We start from the raw sequence: 20,445 nt of genomic DNA on the forward strand, positions 1-20,445 counted from the left end.
TTCTAACCATTCATTATAGGGCTTGTCCGCTATGAGCGCAAATGTGCGATAACTGCTTATGCAACTGTTTCAAACATTTACATAACAACAACCGGAATACTTCTCGTTCTGTCGCATGTTCTGATGCACACCATGCTTCTTTATATATGTTCATTTTCTCAAATTGTTGTCGCCAATCATCTTTTTTCTCTTTCTTTTCTCTATCCCATTCTTTTCCGATGTGCAGTACATATAAATAACGAATAAGCGCTTCTTCCTCTTCATCTAAATCGTAATTCGTCAATGCATGTAAAAGCTGAACAATCATCATTTTCACCTCTCGTTATGAATATATGTGCGCACAACGTGAATGATGTATACTTTTTTTCCGTTCATACAAAATAATGAATAAGGGGGCATGTATGATGAAAGAACGCGATAATTATGAATGGGACATCGATCGTATGATCAATGAAGGCATGGCGGGAGGCTATGTATATTCATGCCATCGCGCCACGAATATTGAAGAAGCGCGTGATGTACAAACGGAACAACCACCACATGAAGTAAAATGAGGCGGCGAGCATTTTCTCGCCGCTTTTTGTATAATAGTCGTGAGGAGAGACGAAAGGAATGGACATACATGTTAGAAAAATTACGAGCATATTATCGAGATGCGCTTGTTGAATATGGACAAGTGAATGAACGACATGCGTACGAGTGGTTTTCTACAGAACATGGTGAGCTTTTCGGTATCAAAAAAGAAATGCTCACGCAAAAAGAACGTGCACTATTAGCCACATTGTTTACACCGTATGAAGCCGTAACTGCTCAGATGAACAAACAACAACAAGCATGGTATCGTTTTTTAATTCATGGTGCGGAACATGCTTTTGAACAATTACCTCCCTCGACACATACACGATTTATTTACTTTTACATACAAAAAGGAACAGTTGACACACGTGATTTTACGGAAGCGATCCAGTCGCTTTTCCCTTACGATGTGACGATTATTTCAGAAACAGAACAACAATGGATCGTGATTGAACAAAAAGAAGAAAGCGTTGCCTCTACCCTTCACGAATGGATCGACACGCTATGCAGTGATTTTTACATTCAATTGCGAGCATATATTGGACAAAAATGCCTCCATTCCGTTGAACTTGCTCGTATATTCGCAGCGGAAAAACGATATTTTCACGTCGGGCTGAAACACAATCCCGCTCAACGTGTTTACTGTATTGAAGACATCTTTCCTCTTCTGCTTATTAGCGGTGAGGAGATGACATATGCGACGATGTTTTTACAGGCGGTAAAACGAGAGCACGACATGTTGAAAACAATAAAGACGTTTTTTGAATGCAATTTAAACGTTTCGCTCGCAGCGAAAAAACTTCATATGCACCGCAATAGTTTGCAATATCGTATCGATAAGTTTATCGAAAAAACAAGTATTGATATCAAACAGTTTAAAGGGGCACTGACTGTATATTTAGCGATTTTGCTTCACGAACACCATTAGGCACATTGCCCGAAAACGTTTTCTTTTTTTGTGCACGTTGTCCATTTACGCTTCGTTCGTTTTTCTATATGCTTAAATCAAATGAAATCGATTGCATAAGGAGGCATACATATGGCTGAGCTTCGTTTAGAACATGTGTATAAAATTTATGACAACAACGTCACAGCTGTAAAAGACTTTAACTTACACATTCAAGATAAAGAATTTATCGTATTCGTCGGTCCATCCGGTTGCGGAAAATCAACAACGCTTCGGATGATTGCGGGACTTGAGGAAATTTCAAAAGGTGATTTTTACATCGATGGAAAACGGATGAACGATGTAGCACCAAAAGATCGTGACATCGCGATGGTATTCCAAAACTATGCGCTTTATCCGCATATGAGCGTATATGACAACATGGCGTTTGGATTAAAATTACGCAAGTTCCCAAAAGATGAAATCGATCGTCGCGTTCGCGAAGCTGCACGCATTCTCGGTCTTGAGCAATATTTGGACCGCAAGCCGAAAGCGTTATCTGGCGGTCAGCGCCAACGCGTGGCATTAGGACGTGCGATTGTACGTGATGCGAAAGTATTTTTAATGGACGAACCCCTCTCTAACTTAGATGCAAAGTTGCGTGTACAAATGCGCGCAGAAATCGCAAAACTTCATCAACGTTTAGGCACAACGACTATTTATGTCACACACGACCAAACAGAAGCGATGACGATGGCGACGCGCCTTGTCGTTATGAAAGATGGCGTCATTCAACAAGTCGGTACACCAAAAGAAGTGTATGAAAAGCCGGAAAATATTTTCGTCGGCGGATTTATCGGCTCACCAGCGATGAACTTCTTGCGTGGCGTCCTACAAGACGGCGTATTCGTGATCGGTGACGTAAAAATTGCCGTGCCAGAAGGAAAAATGAAAGTGCTTCGTGAGCAAGGTTACGTGGGCAAAGAAGTTATTTTAGGTATTCGTCCGGAAGACTTCCATGATGAGCCTGTATTTCTTGAAGCATCACAAAACACAAAGGTAAGCGCTCATGTCGAAGTCGCAGAATTGCTTGGCGCAGAAATTATGGTATATTCACAAATTAGCGGCCAAGAATTCGTTGCACGCGTTGATGCGCGCACAGACGTAAAAGCAGGTCAAACGATCGACCTTGCGTTAGATATGAATAAAGCACATTTCTTCGATGTCAATACAGAATTGCGCATTCGTTCAAATAGTGAAAAATAAATGGAAAGCCCGTTCGCTTGAGCGGGCTTTTATTCTTGAATAAACCGAACAACATCATCATCGCAATGGCGACAATGAAACAAATGAACACATACGTGTCTTTTTCTCGTATGTGCGTATCCATCGACCATTTTCATCACATCTGCATCCATATACGGACTATAATCATCAAAATAATCTGTTAATTTCCCTTCGTCTTTTAATTTTTCCCCACATTGATCACAATAAAAAACGATTGTCCGCAAGGCATTACATAACGGACAAATGTTCATTTTCATCCCTCGCTTCGCTATTTTCCATTATCTTTCCCGCTACACAAAAAATTACCACATAAAAAAAAGAATAATAACATGTTTTTTCCCCAAAATAGTAGTACAAGCAAGCAAACAACATTCGATGGGTTAAGCCAAGCTTGGCAGCGTGAAAAACGATCACGCGTTGCTGGTGCAAATCCAGCTAACCCAACCATAAAAAAATGTAACGAGGAGATGATTGAACATGGCAAACACAAAAACAAACCAATTATTAGTATACGGTGCACAACAGGCAATTGATCAAATGAAGTACGAAATCGCTCAAGAATTTGGTGTAAACCTTGGACCAGATGCAACATCACGCGCAAACGGTTCAGTTGGTGGCGAAATTACAAAACGTCTTGTTGCAATGGCGCAACAACAATTAGGTGGATCTTACACAACTAAATAACATGGCTGAAAACCCCCAAGCACTTCGCTTGGGGGTTTTACTGAATACGTCGCAAAAATTGTTGCGTCCGCTCGTGTTTCGGATGTGTAAATAGTTGCTCCGGATGACCACGCTCAATAATCATTCCTTCGTCAAAAAAGATGACTTCATCAGCCACTTCACGAGCAAAGCGCATTTCATGGGTCACAACGACCATCGTCATCCCTTCATTCGCTAAATCTTTCATCACTTTTAATACTTGACGATCTCCAAACGTTTTACGCAACCCTTCAACAACTAACATTGTAGCTCTCCTTATCCGTTTATCGCACGACGTATTAACCGTTGTTCGATTTTCCCATAAAAAAAGGAGCAAATTGCTCCCTTTTTACACGTTTTCCACAATCGGTTCACGAATGCGGACGAGCACTTTTCGGATGCGCCGATTTTCAACTTGACGGACAGTGACCGTTAATGACTCATATTCAAATGATTCGCCGACGGTAGGGATGCGTTCAAACATTTCAAACACCCAGCCGCCGAGCGTATGGGAAGAACTTTCTAACTCATCAATGCCCAAAATGTCGCAAAACTCATCAAGCGGCAATTCTGCATTAAATTCATATTCGTAATCATTAATTTTTTGAAACGTTTTCACTGCTTCGTCATGTTCATCCCATATTTCGCCGACAATTTGTTCCAAAATGTCTTCCAACGTAATGAGTCCGGACGTACCGCCAAACTCGTCGATGACGATTGCCATATGCACTTTACTTTTTTGCAATTCCGGCAACAAAGTGGAAATGCGCATCGACTCCACGACAAATAGCGGCGTGCGCAACAATTGGCGCACGTTTACTTCTTTTCCTTGTACGAGTTGACTGAAAAAGTCGCTTTCCGATAAAATTCCGATGACGTTATCAATGTCTCCTTCATATACAGGAACGCGCGAATATCGTTCGCGTAAAAAAATATCGCGAATTTCTTCAACTGGTTGATTCACTTCTACTGCAACCATATCGATACGTGGCGTGAAAATTTCGCCAACTAAAATGTCGTTAAAATCGAGCGAACGATGAACAAGTTCTTTCTCTTTATTGTCGATTACTCCTTCTTCTTCACTTAAGTTCACCATCACTTTAATTTCTTCTTCTGTCACAGAAGGTACATCTGTTCGCTGACCAACAAGTTTCGATACAACTTTTTTCAACATAACAAGTAGCGCTGTAACGGGAGTAAACAGTTGGATTAACATATACAGCACGTCAGAAATAAGAAGCGAAAACGACTCGGCATGTTCTTTCGCCAATGACTTTGGCAACACTTCCCCGAAAATTAAAATTAAAATCGTCATACCAACCGTGCTAATGACAAGTCCTGTGCTGCCACCAAACAAATCGGTTGCCACTTTAGCTGAGATAGATGCTGCGGCAATGTTCACGATATTGTTCCCGACTAAAATAGTAGAGAGCGCTTGATCGAAGTTTTCTGCAATATATAGTGCTTTTTTACTGCCGCGTCGTTTTTCATCGACATAATTTTTTAAACGAATTTTATTGACGCTTGAAAACGCTGTTTCTGAAGCTGAAAAAAAAGCGGATAATAAAATTAAAACAATGAGTAAAAAAATTAAACTCAGAGGCAGATCTCCCAACGAACATTCACGCTCCTAATGAAAAAAATGGATTCACTATAAATATATACGTTTATCATACCAAATTTAACTGAAAAAGAAAACGACCACACATACGCGCAGTCGTTCATTATGACTCGATCAACATTGTACCGATAAAAAAAGTTAAAAGCAATACGTACGTAATATTTAGTGTAATTGAAAGTTCTTCCACTTGTTCGTCCCCTCCATCAATATATTCCCCATTTTTATTTTAACAATGGTAGGAACGATTTTGTTTGTCAATGATGTGAACATTTTTCTGATTCATGAAACGCCCAATGGTTCGTCGGACCATGCCCGCTGCCAATTTGTAACGTTTGTTCAACAGCTGCGTGGATAAATCGTTTCGCCACATCTACTGCTTCATATATTGTTTTTCCTTTTGCAAGTTGTGCTGTAATCGCTGCGGCAAATGTGCAGCCGGTTCCATGCGTATGTTTTGTATCGATCCGCTTGCTTTTCCATTCATAAAATTGTTCACCGTCGTATAAGATGTCGACAAGTTCGTTGCCTTCCCCATGTCCACCCTTCATGACAACGTGCCGAACGCCCATGTCATGAAGCTTTTTTGCTGCCTCTTTTCGATCCTCTAACGTTTCAATTCGCATATTCGTTAACACTTCCGCTTCTGGAATGTTTGGCGTTAACACATAAGCAAGTGGCAACATATGACGTTTGAACGCTTCAATCGCTTCTTCCTTTAACAATGGGGCACCACCTTTTGCAATCATCACCGGATCGACAACGACACGAACCCAGCCATACTGTTTTATTTTACGAGCAACTAGCTCAATAATTTCTTCATTAAATAACATGCCTGTTTTCACTGCATCTGGCGGCAAATCGACAGCAACCGAATCCATTTGTTTTTCAATCGCTTCAAGAGGGAGCGGGTACACTCCTTGTACACCGAGCGTATTTTGCGCCGTTACAGCTGTGATGGCTGACATGCCAAACACGTGTAATTGATGAAATGTTTTTAAATCCGCTTGAATGCCCGCTCCGCCTCCACTATCGGAACCGGCAATCGTCAATGCTTTATATACCATTCTTTCACCCCAAATATTGATAATATAGTCTCTTCGCTTCCTGAATATCATTTGTCCCATGAATGAATACACGCCCATCGGAAAAGACGACAAAACGATAAGGATGAATGGTAAACGCAAGTAAATATTCATTTTGTTCAATACGAATGCCTTGTTGCTGTAAAAAAGAAATGAGTGTTGTCCATTCGCGCTCCCCTCGTTGCGCAGGGCGAATTTGTACCGTCTCACGTCCGCACAATACCGCAAATTTCGTTTCATTTTCATATTGGAGGGCTGGATATATTCGTTTTTCACCACACGACGAACAAGCGTCTTTTTTTAACTTGTGCACATCGATCATCCGATATTGTCCGTGCCATACATCAAACGAAACGAGCTTGCGGTTTATACGTTTATCACCTACTAAAATTTTTAATGCTTCAGCCGTTTGATGTGCAACAACCATATGGACGACAGGGCTAATGATTCCGACTGTATCACACGTAGCAGCACCAAGTGGCACATCTTCGAGAAAGCAACGTAAACATGGCGTTTCATTTGGGATAATCACATAACTTAATCCATAACTACCTACACACGCCCCATAAATCCATGGCACAGCATACTTTTGTGAAACATCGTTAATGATCATCCGCACATCGAAATTATCGGTACTATCGATGATAACATGAGGGCGATCGTGTGCCACAAGATACTCAAGCAACCGCGCATCTGCATCCGCCACGATCGGCTCGATAACAACGTCGCTATTTATCGCGCGCAAATGCGTAGCGGCCGCCATCGCTTTTGGCAGGCGTTTGATTGCATCTTCTTCCGTATATAGCTGCTGACGCTGTAAATTGCTCCATTCCACATAGTCGCGATCAACAATCGTTATTTTTCCAACCCCTGCTCGTACAAGCGTCTCCGCGTTTGCCGCTCCAAGCGCCCCAGCACCGATAATGAGCACATGTTTTTCACGAATGTGTTGTTGTCCTTTTTCCCCAATGGGAGCAAACAGTTGTTGGCGTGAATAACGATCCATTAGACGATGCTCATCCCTTCGCTCGGGCTACTCGCTGTAGCATATTTCTTTTTTGGAATGCGCCCTGCTTCATATCCAAGTCTCCCTGCCTCAATCGCAAGCTTCATCGCCTTCGCCATTTTTACCGGATCTTTCGCAGAAGCAACAGCTGTATTTAGCAATACTCCATCCGCCCCTAATTCCATTGCCAATGCCGCATCTGCCGGTCCGCCAATGCCTGCGTCAATAATCACAGGGACGGTTGCTTGTTCAATAATGAATTGAATGTTTAACGGATTGATAATTCCTTGTCCTGATCCGATCGGTGAGGCGCCGGGCATGATCGCATGGCAACCGAGTTGTTGCAGTCGCTTCGCTAGCACAACATCATCTGACGTGTACGGCAAAACGATAAATCCTTCTTCTAATAACACTTCTGTCGCTTTTAACGTCTCGACAGGATCAGGCAACAACGTTTGATCGCACCCAATCACTTCTACTTTCACCATATCACAAAGCCCAGAAGCTTTCGCTAAACGAGCGATGCGCACCGCTTCCTCTGCTGTTTTTGCTCCTGCCGTATTCGGTAGCAGTTTATATTTCGTTACATCTATTTTTTCTAAAAAATTCGGTTGATCGGGTGCGAAAATGTTCATCCGTCTTACCGCAAACGTTAAAATTTCTGCCCCCGACGCTTCAACCGCTTCTTTTTGAATGTCGATATTTGGATATTTCCCTGTACCAAGCAATAAGCGAGATTGAAATGTATATGGCCCGATTTATAACATATTATCCTCCCCCTACAAAATGAACGATTTCAATGCGATCACCATCTGCAATTGTTGTTTTCTCATAGGCCTCTTTCGGAACGATATCCATGTTGATTTCAACAATCGCAATCTTTTCATGAATGTGAAAATGGCGTAACAATTGGGCGACCGTACGCACATGAGACGGCAAATGGATTGTCTCGCCATTAATGATGCAATGCATGAGCCCCCCCTTTTCTTGTAAGCGAAAACGGCGTCATATCAAATGGAACTTCTTTTCCTTCTAGCATATCGCCCACGCATCGGCCTGTGATGGCGCTTAACAAAATGCCGTTTCGATAATGCCCTGTCACAACAAACACGTTTGAATACTGCGGATGAGCCCCGATATAAGGGTTTCCGTCTTTTGTCTGTGGACGAATGCCTGCCCAAGTTTTCTCGAATGTGCAATGGGCAATAGCCGGAACGATTTGCATTGCGCGTGTTAACAATTGATGCACACTACATGTTTGCACGTTTTTCGTAAATGAATGTGCAATCGCACTAGCTCCGATGACAAGTCGATTATTCGCTTTCGGCACGATGTAGCAGCCGTTTTTCGCAAATACAGTAGCTTGTAAAAGAGGGGTTTCTGTCATCACCGAAACACATTCTCCTTTGACCGGATACATATGTAGCGATAACCGCAACTTTTCAGCTAACATTGGCGTCCATGCCCCGCACGCAATAATGATACGCTTTGCATATAGCGAACCACTCGTTGTTTTTACCCCTACAACACGTTCTTGTTCAACAATAAAATCGTACGCTTCCGTATACGGTAAAAACTTTGTCCCTTTTGCCATCGCTGCCCGAGCGAAAGCAAGCGAAAGCTGTTTTGCGTCCACTTGTTGATCGATCGTATACATCGCCCCATATTCACTTCGTACGTGCGGTTCGAGTTGCGTCACTTCATCGGAGGTTAGCCAGCGAACGTGTTGCGGTTGAATTCGCCTCCAAAATTCATAATGTTTCGTTAATTCGCTATACTCTTCCGATGTGGTTGCCATTTTTAACATTCCCGCTTCATTCCATCCAACGGTTATATTTGTTAACTCTTGCAACTCAGCGATGACGCTCGGAAATAACGCCTGACTCGCTAAAGCAAGCGGAATGATGGGATGATCTGTCGCAAACTCAGAGTGCGCACCGAGCATACCAGCTGCCGCCGATGATGCTTCTTGTGCCAATTCCCCTCGTTCAATGACGACAACACGCGCTCCTCTTTTTGCTAGCTCAAAAGCGATGCTACTGCCAATAATGCCTCCCCCAATAATTAAAACGTCCATGTATTCGCCCCCATTTGTTTCCGATATAGTTGAACCATATACAGCGGATCATCCGCGTCAAATACAGTAGACATCACCGCAATCCCTTTTGCCCCCGCCATGAACACATCACGAACATGATAAGGTTTAATGCCTCCAATGGCAACAACAGGAATGCATATGTAACTCGCCAACTGCTGCAACGATGAAAGCCCGCGCGGCTTCAAGCCTTCTTTACAATTCGTTTCGTATATATGTCCGAAAACGACGTAGTCCGCTCCTTCGTCTTCCGCTTGTTTTGCTTCTTCCAACGTATGAACAGATCGGCCGACACGCAAAAATGGAAACTTCTCTTTTATTCGTTTAGGCGCCAAACTATGATGAGCGAGCTGAACGCCGCCAACGCCATAAACGACTGCGACGTCCACTCGATCATTGACGATAATTTTTTGTGTTGGCACATTTGCTTCAAGCAACTTTTCCACAATCATGCTAATTTCTTTCGCTGAGCGATGCTTTTCACGAATATGAATGTAATCGACATATGAATGGACGAGCGATGAAATATGAACAAACGTGTCCATCGACTGATTGCCTGTTGAGATGAGATGAAGTTCTTTCATCTTACCGCACATCCTTGATCGCAACGTATGGGAACACATCTGCCATGTAGTAGCCAACAGCAACAATGACACACATGGCAACAAATAAATACACATCATATCTTCCGAGCGTCACTTCATAATAAAACGTCCGTGTCCGCTCATTCGTAAACCCTTTCGCTTCCATCGCCACCGCAATGCGTTGAGCGCGGCGAATGCTTTGCGATAAAAGCGGAATGGCATATCGTTTCATGAGTTCAAGTTTACCGCGAAATCCTTTCGCTTTGGCAGCCCGTCGCACCTTTAGCGCTTGATGAACCGTTTGAAATTCTTCTAACATGATCGGCAATAAACGAATAGCTGCTAAAAAACTATACGCATATTTCGGTTTCACTTTCGCTTGTTGCATAAGCGAGTAAAATAAAAGCACCGGCTTTGTCGTGAGCGCAAACATTAATCCGAAAATCGCAAACAAAAGCGTACGAAAGCCGAGGTGAACGCCGCGGTAAAAACTTTCTTCGGTAATATGAATCAGCCCCCAATGAAACCACGTCGTCTCCCCTTTTCCAAACAAAATCATCGACGACGACGTAGAAATGAAAATGAACAAAAACGGAGCAAAAAATAGAAGCATATGCTTCATCCGATAACCGCTAAACAACATAAATAAGGCGGTAAATCCGATTGTCCAGTTGATGAGTACGTTCGGATTATGGACAAAAACAATCACAACAAACATCGGCAAAAAGAAAAGCAATTTCGCTGTCGGATTCGTTTGATGCAACCATGTTTCGCGATGGTCAATGCTCCATCTCATCCTATTTCACCTCGTACAAGCATCCGCGGTGCAATCATTTCATCAGCGACAAGCTTTCCGCTTTCAATGATCCATCGTCTTGTCGCGAATTCAGACACGATACGTTCATCGTGTGTTACCATGACAATTGCCTTTCCTTGTTGCCGGTATGCTTCAAGCCATTCGAGCAGCGCAAACGTATTTTTTGCATCTTGCCCGAACGTCGGTTCATCAAGAAGCAATAGGCGATGTTGCTCCGTCACCGACGCAGCAACACTCAACCTCCGTTTTTGCCCCATCGACAATTGATACGGGTGCAAATGACGCTGCGCGCTCAAATGAAACCGTTTAAGCAATCTTTCGACTTCCTCGGCTACTTCATGTTCTGGACGTTTTTCAAGACGGAAAGAGTACGCTAACTCATCATCTACACGATTTGTAACAAATTGAAACTCGGGGTTTTGGAACACAAAAGCAATGTTGTCATATAACAATTCTTCATGTTTGACAAGCTCTCCTTGCCAATACATATCACCTTCTGTTCGAATAAGTTTCATTAAGCTTTGCAACAACGTACTTTTCCCTGCACCGTTTTCCCCTGTAACCGCAATCCATTCACCCGAATGAATCACTAACTCTTCGACCGCTATTTTTTCTTCTTTTTGTCGAAAGCCGCGAAGCGACTGTACATGTAAAAGAACATCCCCATGTGCATACGGTTGTTGCGCTGTTTTTGGCTTTTTATACGTTTCCCACACGTCTGGATGCCAAATCCCTTGTTCTGTAATAAACGAACGATACGTTGAAAAAATTTCATTCGTTCCGCCGTCAGCGATGATCTCACCATGTTCGTTAAATAAAATGATGCGCTCGACAAAGTCGAGAATGTGATCAATTTTATGTTCAACAATGACAACGGTTCGATCCTCCACCACTTCTTTTAACGTTTCCCACACCGCTTTTGTTCCTTCTTCATCAAGAAGTGCTGTCGGTTCGTCTAAACATAACACATCAGGTTCAAGCGCTAAAACTGACGCAATCGCTAACCGCTGTTTCATTCCTCCAGATAATGTTTGAATCGGTACATGAACGTGCGGGAGACGGAGGCGCACAAGACGAAGCATGCGCGCGATTTTTTCTTCCATCTCTGCACGTGGCACACCGAGATTTTCGAGAACAAAAGCCATTTCTTCATCAACATACGGCATACAAAACTGGGCATCGGGATCTTGAAACACATAGCCTACACGATTTGGAATGTGCAGTTTACTCGCTTTCATCGGCACATCGATCGAGCGCGGAATAATGCCCGCCATCACTTGCAAAAGCGTGGATTTTCCGCATCCCGATGGGCCTAAAAGCAACACTTTTTCTCCTTTTTTAATCGAAAGCGATACATCGGTAAATAACCGCTTTTCTGCCCCCGGAAATTTTAAGCGCAATTGTTCGATATGGATCAATGATGTCACATCCTATTTATCAAGTGAGTCGTAATCTTCTTTTGTCGTCGGACGCAACAATTGCGTCACACCTGTCGCTTCGAGCGCTTTCACAAGCGAATAAGCAAATACACCAGCAATGATGATCGCTCCAATGAAACGCGCACCGATAAATAACGTTAAATTCCACCATGCTAATTGGTCGATATATCCTTTGTAAAAATCAAGCACTAATGAAGCGATCGTTGAACCAACCGCTGCAAGCGACACAACCGCCACATCAAAACGTTTATAGCGGAAAGCAGCGAAAACAAGCTCGGCGAGTAACCCTTGCACAAAGCCGTAAAATAGCACCTCAAGCCCCCATTCAGAACCAGCTAAAAACTCTCCTGATGCCGCAGCCACCTCCGCAAGTAGCGCCACTCCTGGTTTACGAATTAATAAATAGGCAACAGTTGCCGCAATAAACCACATGCCATAAATGAGTTGATCAAGATGAAGTCCAAGCGGTTTCACCGCATAGTAAAGCGGTCCCCACACTTTATACACAATCCCAAACACAATCGCCACCACAACGGTCGTTAATACGTCTGTTAATTTAAGCCCTTTCGTTTGCATAAACATCCTCCTCTTCAATTGGCCAACGTTCTAATTTGTACGCCATTTCCCAAAATAAATATTCATATTGACTGCTGATCACAAAGTGTTGCTTCATCCGCACTAACTCTTTTTCGCTAGCTGTTTTTGCGATGTCGTTTAAACGCGCAATTTGTTGTTCGACAAGCTGTTTGAACCAGTCAGAGCCGTACGCTTCAATCCATTGTGCATAAATTGGATGATTCGGCTTACAATGTTTTAACCGCTCACCAATTTCGTAATACAACCAATAGCACGGTAAAATGGCAGCTAATACATCGCCAAAACGTCCTGCAAACGACGCGCGATACATGTGGGACGTGTACGCATACGCAGTTGGAGCAGGAACAAACGAAGCCTTTTCTTCTTCTGTAATGCCGAGCTCTTTCATAAACGTTTCATGTAAACGAAGCTCAGCCTCATACGTACTTTGCGCATGATGCGCCATGCTTGCGGTCGTTTGTAAATCATCAGCCATCGCCCCGCCAAGCGCTTGCACTTTTGCAAAGTGTGTCAAATAATATGAATCTTGTAATACATAATAGCGAAAACAACGTAAATCAAGTGTTCCTTCCCCGATCTCCTTCACGAACGGATGATGAAAGCTCGCTTCCCAAATCGGATCGACAGCCTTGCGCAACTGCTCTGAAAACAACATAACCTCTCCCCCTTAAGAAAAATAAAAAACCACTTTCTTTGCGCAAAGAAAGTGGTTGTAAACGATGGAAATTAATAAAAGACACACTTCGCACCGTTTCCACTTCCCTACGCTGGTATGATCCAGATCAGGTTCTAAGGGTCTCAAAGGCACACTTTGATCTCAGCCTATCTAAAGGCCCCCCTAGTGGAATACATTTGCATCATTCACTTTGTCACTAATATTAGCATATTTCATGGAATTGTCAAATATTTTTCTCCACCATTTGCGCGCATCGTGTTCTTCCTGTATGCTAAAGTAGCGAATATATAGTCAGGAGTGGGATGTATGGCAAATGTATTTTTAAAACGAAAAAGAAAAAAGCGGCTCGAGCTTGGACATCCGTGGGTGTTTCAAAGCGAAGTCGATTATATTGAAGGAGATTTTGAACCGGGGGATTTCGTCAACGTATATAACCATCAACGTCACTTTTTAGCGAAAGGATACATTAATCCAAAATCACAAATGATCGTGCGCGTGTTAACGCAAAATCCAAACGACGAATTAAACGCGCAATTTTTTATGAACCGTATTCGTCAAGCATGGGCGTATCGCGAACGGATGATTCCGGGCGTTCGTTCATGTCGCGCCGTTTATGGAGAAGCCGATTTTTTACCTGGGCTCATCGTTGATAAGTACGAAGATGTGCTCGTTGTGCAAATTTTATCGCTCGGCATGGAAAAAAGAAAAGAATGGATTTTACAAGCGCTTCTTGACGTTTTTCAACCGAAAGCGATTTATTTGCGCAACGACGTTCACGTGCGCGAATTAGAAGGATTAAAACAAGAAAAAGGATTTTGGTACGGCACGTGCGATACGAACGTACAAATTGAAGAAAACGGCGTGAAATACATTGTCGATATCGAAAACGGACAAAAAACAGGATTTTTCTTCGATCAACGTCAAAATCGTGCTGCCATCAAGCCGCTGATTACAAGCGAATCAACCGTGCTCGATTGTTTTACGCATACAGGTTCATTTATGTTAAACGCCTGCTTATACGGAGCAAAACATGTGACCGCTGTCGATATTTCTGAACATGCGATTGAAACAGCAAAGCGAAACGCAGAGTTAAACGGATTTACAAATGTGGATTTCGTCGTTGCGAACGCGTTTGACTACTTACGCGAATGCGTACAACAGGGGAAAAAATGGGATGTCGTCATTATTGCCCCACCAGCGTTTGCAAAATCCGCTCATGCGGTGCCAAAGGCGCTTGCTGGCTATAAAGATATTAATTTAAACGGCTTAAAGCTAGTGAAAGACGGCGGCTTTTTCGTGACCGCAAGCTGCTCGTACCATGTGCACCCTGATATGTTCCAAGCGATGGTTACGGAAGCAGCGTTTGATGCGAAGAAAATTTTACGTCAAATTCATTGGAGCGGTGCAGGATATGACCATCCAAAACTACTTGCCGCCGATGAAGGCGATTATTTGAAATTTGCCATTTACGAAGTGCATTCACGCAAATAAACGTGAAAATCCCCTTTTCCATGTCGGAAAAGGGGATTTTCATTATTTCACCAAATATACACGCGCTTCATACGGACGCAATGTAAAGCGTGTCGCATGTTTATGCGGTTTTACATCGTAGTTTGTTAACACAAGTTGCTCGCTATTTAATTTCAATGAATCGTAACGATACATTGTTTTTCGGTCTGTTAAGTTCACGATGACGATCGCTTTTTCATCACCTAACGTGCGCGTATACGCATAAATTGCTTTATGGTTTTCTAATATTAAATCGTATGTTCCGTAAACAAATACGTCATGCTGTTTTCTTAGTTGAATCATGCGTTTGTAAAAGTTTAACACAGAGTTCGGGTCGTGCAACTGTTTTTTGACATTAATTTGTTTATAATTTTCATTCACACCAATCCACGGTGTTCCTGTCGTAAATCCGGCGTTTTCTTCATCCGACCATTGCATCGGCGTGCGTGAATTGTCGCGGCCGTTTTTCCAAATCCATTGCATCACTTCTTCATGTGAACGCCCTTTAGCACGTTCAATACGATAATAATTTTTGATGGCGACATCGTCATATTCATCAATCGTTTCAAATCGGACGTTCGTCATGCCAATTTCTTGCCCTTGATAAATAAACGGCGTTCCTTGCATAAGGAAATATAATGCTCCTAATGCTTTGGCACTTTCAACAAGATATTTTTCGTCATTTCCCCACGTCGACACGGAACGAGGCTGGTCATGGTTTTCAAGGAATAGTGCGTTCCAGCCAACACCTTCTAATCCTTTTTGCCATTTCGTTAATACACGTTTTAATTTCCGAACATCAACACCGCCATCTGTTCCTTTTTGCCAAAGTCCAAGATGCTCAAACTGAAAAATCATATTAAAAATGCCGTTTTCTTCACCGACCCAATCTTTTGCCTCCTCGACCGTTACTCCGTTCGCTTCTCCAACTGTCATGATGTCATAACGCGCAAACGTTTGCATTTTCAACTCACGAAGATAGTCCATAATCCCTTCTTGATTCATATGTCCGTCAAATGAAGGGACATAGTCAAGCCCTTTGGGATTTGGTAAATCAGGGAGACCTTCTTTTTTCTTAATGTGTGAAATCGCATCAACACGAAACCCATCAATGCCTTTATCGAGCCACCAATTAATCATATCATATAACGCACGACGAACATCTTCATTTTCCCAATTTAAATCCGGTTGCTTCGTTGCAAACACATGCAAATAATATTGATCCGTCGCCTCGTCATATTCCCATGCCGAGCCACCAAAAATGCTTTCCCAATTGTTCGGTTCTTTGCCGTTTTTTCCATCGCGCCAAATGTACCAATCGCGTTTTGGATTGTCGCGTGACGAACGCGATTCAATAAACCAAGGATGTTCATCGCTCGTATGGTTAATAACGAGATCTAAAATGACTTTCATGTCGCGCTTATGAATTTCTTCAAGCAGTTGATTGAAATCTTCCATCGTGCCAAACTGCTCCATAATATCTTGATAATCGCTAATATCGTAGCCGTTGTCGGCATTCGGCGATTTATAAATCGGGCAAATCCATATGACATCGATTCCAAGGTCTTTTAAATAATCAAGCTTCTGAATGATTCCTTGTAAGTCTCCGATCCCGTCTCCGTTCGAGTCCATGAAGCTTCTCGGATATATTTGATATGCAACCGCTTCTTTCCACCAAGCTCTTTTCACGTAAAAACCTCCTCAATCCATTCAAACTAAATCGCTTTCAATAATCTCTACTCTTTCATGTTAATACACAAACGCTCTCGTTAAAAGAGGAAGTTGCACTTTTTCATAAAAAATTTCATTTTATGTGTGCAAACGGTTTACATACGAACAAAAATAAGCAACGATTGATCATCGTTGCCTGTTATATACTTATAATTTTATTCCATTTCATTCACTTTATTCGTCCGATTTGAAATTGTAATGCGACCGATAAACATCGCAAAAATAAAGCCGATGCCAACGAAGATCAATCCATATAAAAATACATCGCTCAACGCATCAACAAGCGTTTGTTTTAATATAGGCACAAACATTTGTTGCATTTGTTCAGGAATTTTTTTTAACGTATCCGGATTTAAAATGACGGAATATACGCTTTGCGGGTTCGATTCAACAAGTTGCTTAAATGAATCTGTCATCGCTTGCGCTTGCGCTGGCAATTGTTCTAACAACGGAAGAAACTTCGCTTCTAATAAATCTTTCGAACGATGATTCATAATCGCTCCTAACAACGTCGCTCCAAACGTTCCACCAATTTGTCGGAAAAACTGGCTTGATGATGTTACAATGCCAAGCTGCGACTTCGGAAATACTTCTTGCAACGCGAGCGTGATAACTGGGTTGACGAATCCTAACCCAAAACCGAGCGTCGCCATAAATGACATCGCTGTCCATTTATTCGTATTGACATCCATCGTTGACAATAAGAAAAAGCCAAGCGCCACAAGCACCATCCCAACAATCACTTGCGGGCGAACACCGATTTTTTGTACAAGTCGTCCACCGATCATACTTGCGATAATAAGCGCAAACATCATCGGAAACATCATCGTTCCTGATTCTGATGGGCTCATGCCAATGATGCCTTGCATAAAGAGCGGTACAAACATAATCGCTCCAAACATGCCGACAGACATAAAAAACCCGACGCTATTAAGCACAACAAACGTTTTATTTTTTAATAAATGAATCGGCATAATCGGCTCTTCTGCTTTTCGCTCTACAAATACAAATAAACTAAAGAAAACGACCGAGCCAGCTAGTAAAGAAATAATTTGCCACGATAGCCAATCGTATTTATCGCCACCGAACGTTAAGGCAAGCAACAACGAAACAACGGCTACAACCATCGTAAACATGCCTGCCAAATCAAGCTTTACTCGCTCAGCGACGCGATGATTATGCAAACCGAGCGAAATGAGAACAATGGCTAATATACCAACAGGAAGATTAATGTAAAATACCCAACGCCAATTTAACGAATCGACAATCCATCCACCCACTTGTGGCCCAAGAATAGATGCTAATCCAAATACGCCGCCGAACACGCCTTGCCATTTCGCACGCTCTGCTCCTGTAAACAAATCACCAATGACAATCATCGCCATTGGCATCATAATCCCGCGCCAATTCCTTGAATAGCACGGAAAATAATGAGTTGGGTCATCGTATCCGCCATGCCGCATAGCGCAGAACCAATGATAAAAATCGCTAGTCCCGAAATATAAATCGACTTTCGACCAAACAAATCGGCAAGTTTTCCCGCAATGGGAACAATCGTTGTTGATGTGAGCATGTATGCCGTTGTTAGCCATGCCATCATGCTCAGTCCCCCAAGTTCTCCGACAATGCGCGGCAACGCTGTGCCAACGATCGTTCCATCGAGTGCACCAAACAACATGGCAACAAGAAGCCCCGTAATTAAAATACCTCGTTTTTGTTGTATATTCGCAACACTTGTTTGTATCGCTGCTTGTTCTTTCATACGTCTCACTTCTCCTCTTTTTCGTTTATCGCAGCAATTTTTTCGATAATATAGACAAACTGTTCAAGCTCATCAAATTGTAATCGGCTTAAATAACGCTCAATAATTTTTCTTCGCTCCGCTCGTGCATGCTGAAGCATTTCTTTCCCCTTTTCAGACAATTGCACATACACGACACGCCGATCCTCTTCATCTCGATCACGCAATACAAACCCACTTTTATATAAGCGATCGATCATCGTAGTAATGGCGCTCGGTTTAACAAACATTTCGTCCGCTAATTCACTTACTGTACATTTCCCGCGCTTTGAAAGCAAATTTAAAATAAAAAACTGCGGTTTCGTTAAGCCGATTTCCTCCTTTGCTAAATCCGCGGCCAATTTGCGAAGGGCTAACGAAAACGCATGCTCTAATCGCTCAACGAGTACAGTAAACGGCGTCCGCTCCATACACACCCCACCTTTTTAACGATATAAATATTTAACATAGTTAAATATAAACGAAAGAAAATATAAAGCCAATCAATTATTCCTGACGTATCAAATGATGCACTCGCTCATACATTGTCATAAGTCCTGCGGTAATATGTCAAGGTGAAAAATCATCGAAATTGGAAATTCGATTGTCCGATGACCCGAAAAAAGGCAATACTTAAGAAGCCCAGTCTTGTCTTATGTCATTAACTGGGTTTTAATGCAAAATCAGTTAGATCGATACCCCTATCGATCTTCCCCCTTTCTTGGCGTGTAGATTTGACCGTTGCGTAGCAGCGCATCGATCACACGCACGAGTTTTCGAGCGGTGAGGACGAGGGCTCGTTTGTGTTGGTGCTTTGGTACTTCCTCATACTTCTTCCGGTAATAGGTGCGAAACGACGCATCATGCCGTTGTACCGAGTTGGCAGCCTCCACTAGGTAGTAACGGAGATAGCGATTGCCGGAACGAATGAGGGAAGTCTCCTCGGCTTGGAACCGACCGGACTGGTGCTTAGACCAAGTCAAACCTGCATACTTTGCTAAGGCGGCTTGGTTGTCAAAGCGCTCGATTTGTCCAATTTCGGCTAAGATGCCAGCGGCGTAGACCGGACCAATGCCGGGAATCGTTTGTAACGTATTTGGGATGCCTTCCAAATGGCGAGTAATCGCTTTATCTAGCTCTTTAATTTGCGCTTGAAGGCTACGGATGGATTGAATCGATAGCCCTAAAAGCAAGTCGATGGAATCCTCGACACATTTGGAAAGCCGATACGACGAACGAGCCGCCTTTTGAATGGACTTGGCGATGCATTCCGGATCGGCAAAGCGATTGCGTCCTTTTTGGCGCAAGAAGTCAGCGAGCTGTTGCACGTCCATCTGACTGATTTCGTCTAAGCTAAACGACTCGAGAAGAAGCTCTAAGATGGCATGTCCGAACACGGAGCTGTCCACCTCTTGGGTAAAGGAACTGCACTTGTAAAACAAGTGTTGGAGGAAGTACTGCTTTTCCCGAGTCAGCTGATGGACGAGATGATAGCGCATGCGCGTGAGCCGTTGAAGGGCGATAAACTGTTCTTGCATGACAGCTGTCACTTTCAAACGGCCAAAGCGAAGCCGATCGGCGATGATCCACGCATCGATGCCGTCCGTTTTATCCAAGTCAGTGTACGCTTCTTTAAATTTGCGAATGAGCTTTGGATTGATGGTAAACACCTTGACATTCCAAGACTTCAGCTCCTCCTGTTGGTGGAAAAACATCGCTGGATGCCAGCTGTAGACCGAAGTGGCTTCCATCCCGATGAGAATTTCGGATGGTTGGAGCTTGTTGGCCCACAGGAGGATTTGATCGCGAAGGAAGGTCGCGCCAAGGAGATGATTGTCCACCTTGAATTGGGCGCACGTGTTTCCTTCTTGATCCATGATACACGTGTATAAGTCCGTTGAGCTCACGTCAATCCCGACGTAGAGTTTCATGAGATCACCTCCAATCGTAGTAGGATCGTGGGGTTGGGACTCTTCGGGATGCCCCCGGACCGCGCCTGTTGACCAGTCACCCTCGCATATGAGAACTCACGTTGGGCCATGGGCTGCCTGGAAGCT

Annotated in this window: 21 protein-coding genes, 2 pseudogenes and 1 riboswitch; of the genes and pseudogenes, 5 read left to right on the top strand and 18 right to left on the bottom strand. The window is 43.1% G+C overall.

The genetic code is table 11. From position 1 onward, the window contains the following. Positions 1 to 13: 13 nt before the first annotated feature. Complete coding sequence (locus tag NSS60_RS12085; protein WP_194947784.1) at positions 14 to 307, bottom strand: hypothetical protein; 294 nt, start codon at positions 305 to 307, stop codon at positions 14 to 16. 97 nt (positions 308 to 404) lie between these two features. Between NSS60_RS12085 and NSS60_RS12090 the strand changes: the two genes are divergently transcribed. The 3 genes from NSS60_RS12090 to NSS60_RS12100 all read left to right on the top strand — a co-directional run bounded on the left by NSS60_RS12090 (position 405) and on the right by NSS60_RS12100 (position 2,728). Further along, positions 405 to 554: a hypothetical protein gene (locus NSS60_RS12090; protein WP_162471116.1), complete on the top strand. Its 150-nt coding sequence runs from the start codon at positions 405 to 407 to the stop codon at positions 552 to 554. Positions 555 to 622: 68 nt separating this feature from the next. Next, a complete protein-coding gene (locus NSS60_RS12095) occupies positions 623 to 1,504 on the top strand; it encodes a PucR family transcriptional regulator (RefSeq protein WP_064214226.1) in 882 nt (293 codons plus the stop codon). Between the two features lie 111 nt (positions 1,505 to 1,615). Then, positions 1,616 to 2,728, top strand: coding sequence for an ABC transporter ATP-binding protein (locus tag NSS60_RS12100; protein ID WP_004892155.1), 1,113 nt, complete (start codon positions 1,616 to 1,618; stop codon positions 2,726 to 2,728). Between the two features lie 29 nt (positions 2,729 to 2,757). On the opposite strand, the gene NSS60_RS12105 is transcribed toward NSS60_RS12100, so the two are convergent. Next, positions 2,758 to 3,000, bottom strand: coding sequence for a hypothetical protein (locus NSS60_RS12105; protein ID WP_035018872.1), 243 nt, complete (start codon positions 2,998 to 3,000; stop codon positions 2,758 to 2,760). Between the two features lie 226 nt (positions 3,001 to 3,226). Here NSS60_RS12105 and NSS60_RS12110 point away from each other — a divergent pair, with 226 nt between their 5' ends. Then, entirely contained in the window at positions 3,227 to 3,433 is a 207-nt protein-coding gene (locus NSS60_RS12110) for an alpha/beta-type small acid-soluble spore protein (RefSeq protein WP_004892158.1), read from the top strand. A 37-nt stretch (positions 3,434 to 3,470) separates the two neighbouring features. Here the strand turns inward: NSS60_RS12110 and NSS60_RS12115 are convergent. The 12 genes and pseudogenes from NSS60_RS12115 to tenA all read right to left on the bottom strand — a co-directional run. After that, positions 3,471 to 3,674: pseudogene (locus NSS60_RS12115) on the bottom strand (amino acid ABC transporter ATP-binding protein); the annotation flags it as partial. Positions 3,675 to 3,800: 126 nt separating this feature from the next. After that, positions 3,801 to 5,066 (bottom strand): hemolysin family protein, encoded by a 1,266-nt coding sequence (locus NSS60_RS12120; RefSeq protein WP_004892161.1) that lies wholly within the window; start codon positions 5,064 to 5,066, stop codon positions 3,801 to 3,803. Between the two features lie 260 nt (positions 5,067 to 5,326). Next, entirely contained in the window at positions 5,327 to 6,136 is an 810-nt protein-coding gene (gene thiD / locus NSS60_RS12125; protein WP_064214225.1) for a bifunctional hydroxymethylpyrimidine kinase/phosphomethylpyrimidine kinase, read from the bottom strand. Positions 6,137 to 6,140: 4 nt separating this feature from the next. Continuing rightward, positions 6,141 to 7,160, bottom strand: a complete 1,020-nt coding sequence (locus NSS60_RS12130) for a MoeB/ThiF family adenylyltransferase (RefSeq protein ID WP_004892164.1) — start codon at positions 7,158 to 7,160, stop codon at positions 6,141 to 6,143. After that, the gene (locus NSS60_RS12135; RefSeq protein ID WP_230456260.1) at positions 7,160 to 7,918 is read right to left on the bottom strand and encodes a thiazole synthase; all 759 of its coding nucleotides are present in this window, start codon (positions 7,916 to 7,918) and stop codon (positions 7,160 to 7,162) included. Before NSS60_RS12135 ends, NSS60_RS12130 begins: the two co-directional genes overlap by 1 nt. Before the next feature lie 10 nt (positions 7,919 to 7,928). Next, on the bottom strand, positions 7,929 to 8,132 hold the full coding sequence (thiS, locus tag NSS60_RS12140) for a sulfur carrier protein ThiS (RefSeq protein WP_004892168.1): 204 nt from the start codon (positions 8,130 to 8,132) through the stop codon (positions 7,929 to 7,931). Then, positions 8,116 to 9,237, bottom strand: coding sequence for a glycine oxidase ThiO (thiO, locus tag NSS60_RS12145; protein ID WP_004892170.1), 1,122 nt, complete (start codon positions 9,235 to 9,237; stop codon positions 8,116 to 8,118). Before thiO ends, thiS begins: the two co-directional genes overlap by 17 nt. Continuing rightward, positions 9,225 to 9,839 (bottom strand): thiazole tautomerase TenI, encoded by a 615-nt coding sequence (gene tenI, locus NSS60_RS12150; protein WP_004892172.1) that lies wholly within the window; start codon positions 9,837 to 9,839, stop codon positions 9,225 to 9,227. The genes thiO and tenI overlap by 13 nt, the downstream gene beginning before the upstream one ends. Position 9,840: 1 nt before the next feature. Continuing rightward, positions 9,841 to 10,635: an energy-coupling factor transporter transmembrane component T family protein gene (locus tag NSS60_RS12155; RefSeq protein ID WP_004892175.1), complete on the bottom strand. Its 795-nt coding sequence runs from the start codon at positions 10,633 to 10,635 to the stop codon at positions 9,841 to 9,843. Then, positions 10,632 to 12,083 (bottom strand): ABC transporter ATP-binding protein, encoded by a 1,452-nt coding sequence (locus tag NSS60_RS12160; protein ID WP_004892178.1) that lies wholly within the window; start codon positions 12,081 to 12,083, stop codon positions 10,632 to 10,634. The genes NSS60_RS12155 and NSS60_RS12160 overlap by 4 nt, the downstream gene beginning before the upstream one ends. A gap of 3 nt (positions 12,084 to 12,086) precedes the next feature. Then, entirely contained in the window at positions 12,087 to 12,677 is a 591-nt protein-coding gene (locus tag NSS60_RS12165) for an ECF transporter S component (RefSeq protein WP_012575849.1), read from the bottom strand. Further along, positions 12,652 to 13,347, bottom strand: a complete 696-nt coding sequence (gene tenA, locus NSS60_RS12170) for a thiaminase II (protein WP_004892183.1) — start codon at positions 13,345 to 13,347, stop codon at positions 12,652 to 12,654. Before tenA ends, NSS60_RS12165 begins: the two co-directional genes overlap by 26 nt. Before the next feature lie 87 nt (positions 13,348 to 13,434). Further along, a riboswitch (TPP riboswitch) is annotated at positions 13,435 to 13,542 on the bottom strand. Between the two features lie 132 nt (positions 13,543 to 13,674). Here tenA and NSS60_RS12175 point away from each other — a divergent pair. Continuing rightward, positions 13,675 to 14,859, top strand: coding sequence for a class I SAM-dependent rRNA methyltransferase (locus NSS60_RS12175; RefSeq protein WP_340720880.1), 1,185 nt, complete (start codon positions 13,675 to 13,677; stop codon positions 14,857 to 14,859). Between the two features lie 42 nt (positions 14,860 to 14,901). Here NSS60_RS12175 and NSS60_RS12180 read toward each other — a convergent pair whose 3' ends face one another. The 4 genes and pseudogenes from NSS60_RS12180 to NSS60_RS12195 form a co-directional block, all read right to left on the bottom strand. After that, a complete protein-coding gene (locus NSS60_RS12180; protein ID WP_004892189.1) occupies positions 14,902 to 16,566 on the bottom strand; it encodes a glycoside hydrolase family 13 protein in 1,665 nt (554 codons plus the stop codon). A gap of 197 nt (positions 16,567 to 16,763) precedes the next feature. Then, positions 16,764 to 18,370: pseudogene (locus NSS60_RS12185) on the bottom strand (MDR family MFS transporter). A 5-nt stretch (positions 18,371 to 18,375) separates the two neighbouring features. Further along, a complete protein-coding gene (locus tag NSS60_RS12190) occupies positions 18,376 to 18,819 on the bottom strand; it encodes a MarR family winged helix-turn-helix transcriptional regulator (protein WP_004892190.1) in 444 nt (147 codons plus the stop codon). A gap of 270 nt (positions 18,820 to 19,089) precedes the next feature. Continuing rightward, positions 19,090 to 20,319 carry an IS110 family transposase gene (locus tag NSS60_RS12195; RefSeq protein ID WP_064214420.1) on the bottom strand — a complete coding sequence of 410 codons (1,230 nt, stop codon included), beginning with the start codon at positions 20,317 to 20,319 and terminating at the stop codon, positions 19,090 to 19,092. Between the last annotated feature and the right edge of the window lie 126 nt (positions 20,320 to 20,445).

Origin of the sequence: Anoxybacillus sp. FSL W8-0382, assembly GCF_038003845.1 — a bacterium.
Taxonomy (GTDB): domain Bacteria; phylum Bacillota; class Bacilli; order Bacillales; family Anoxybacillaceae; genus Anoxybacillus; species Anoxybacillus flavithermus_G.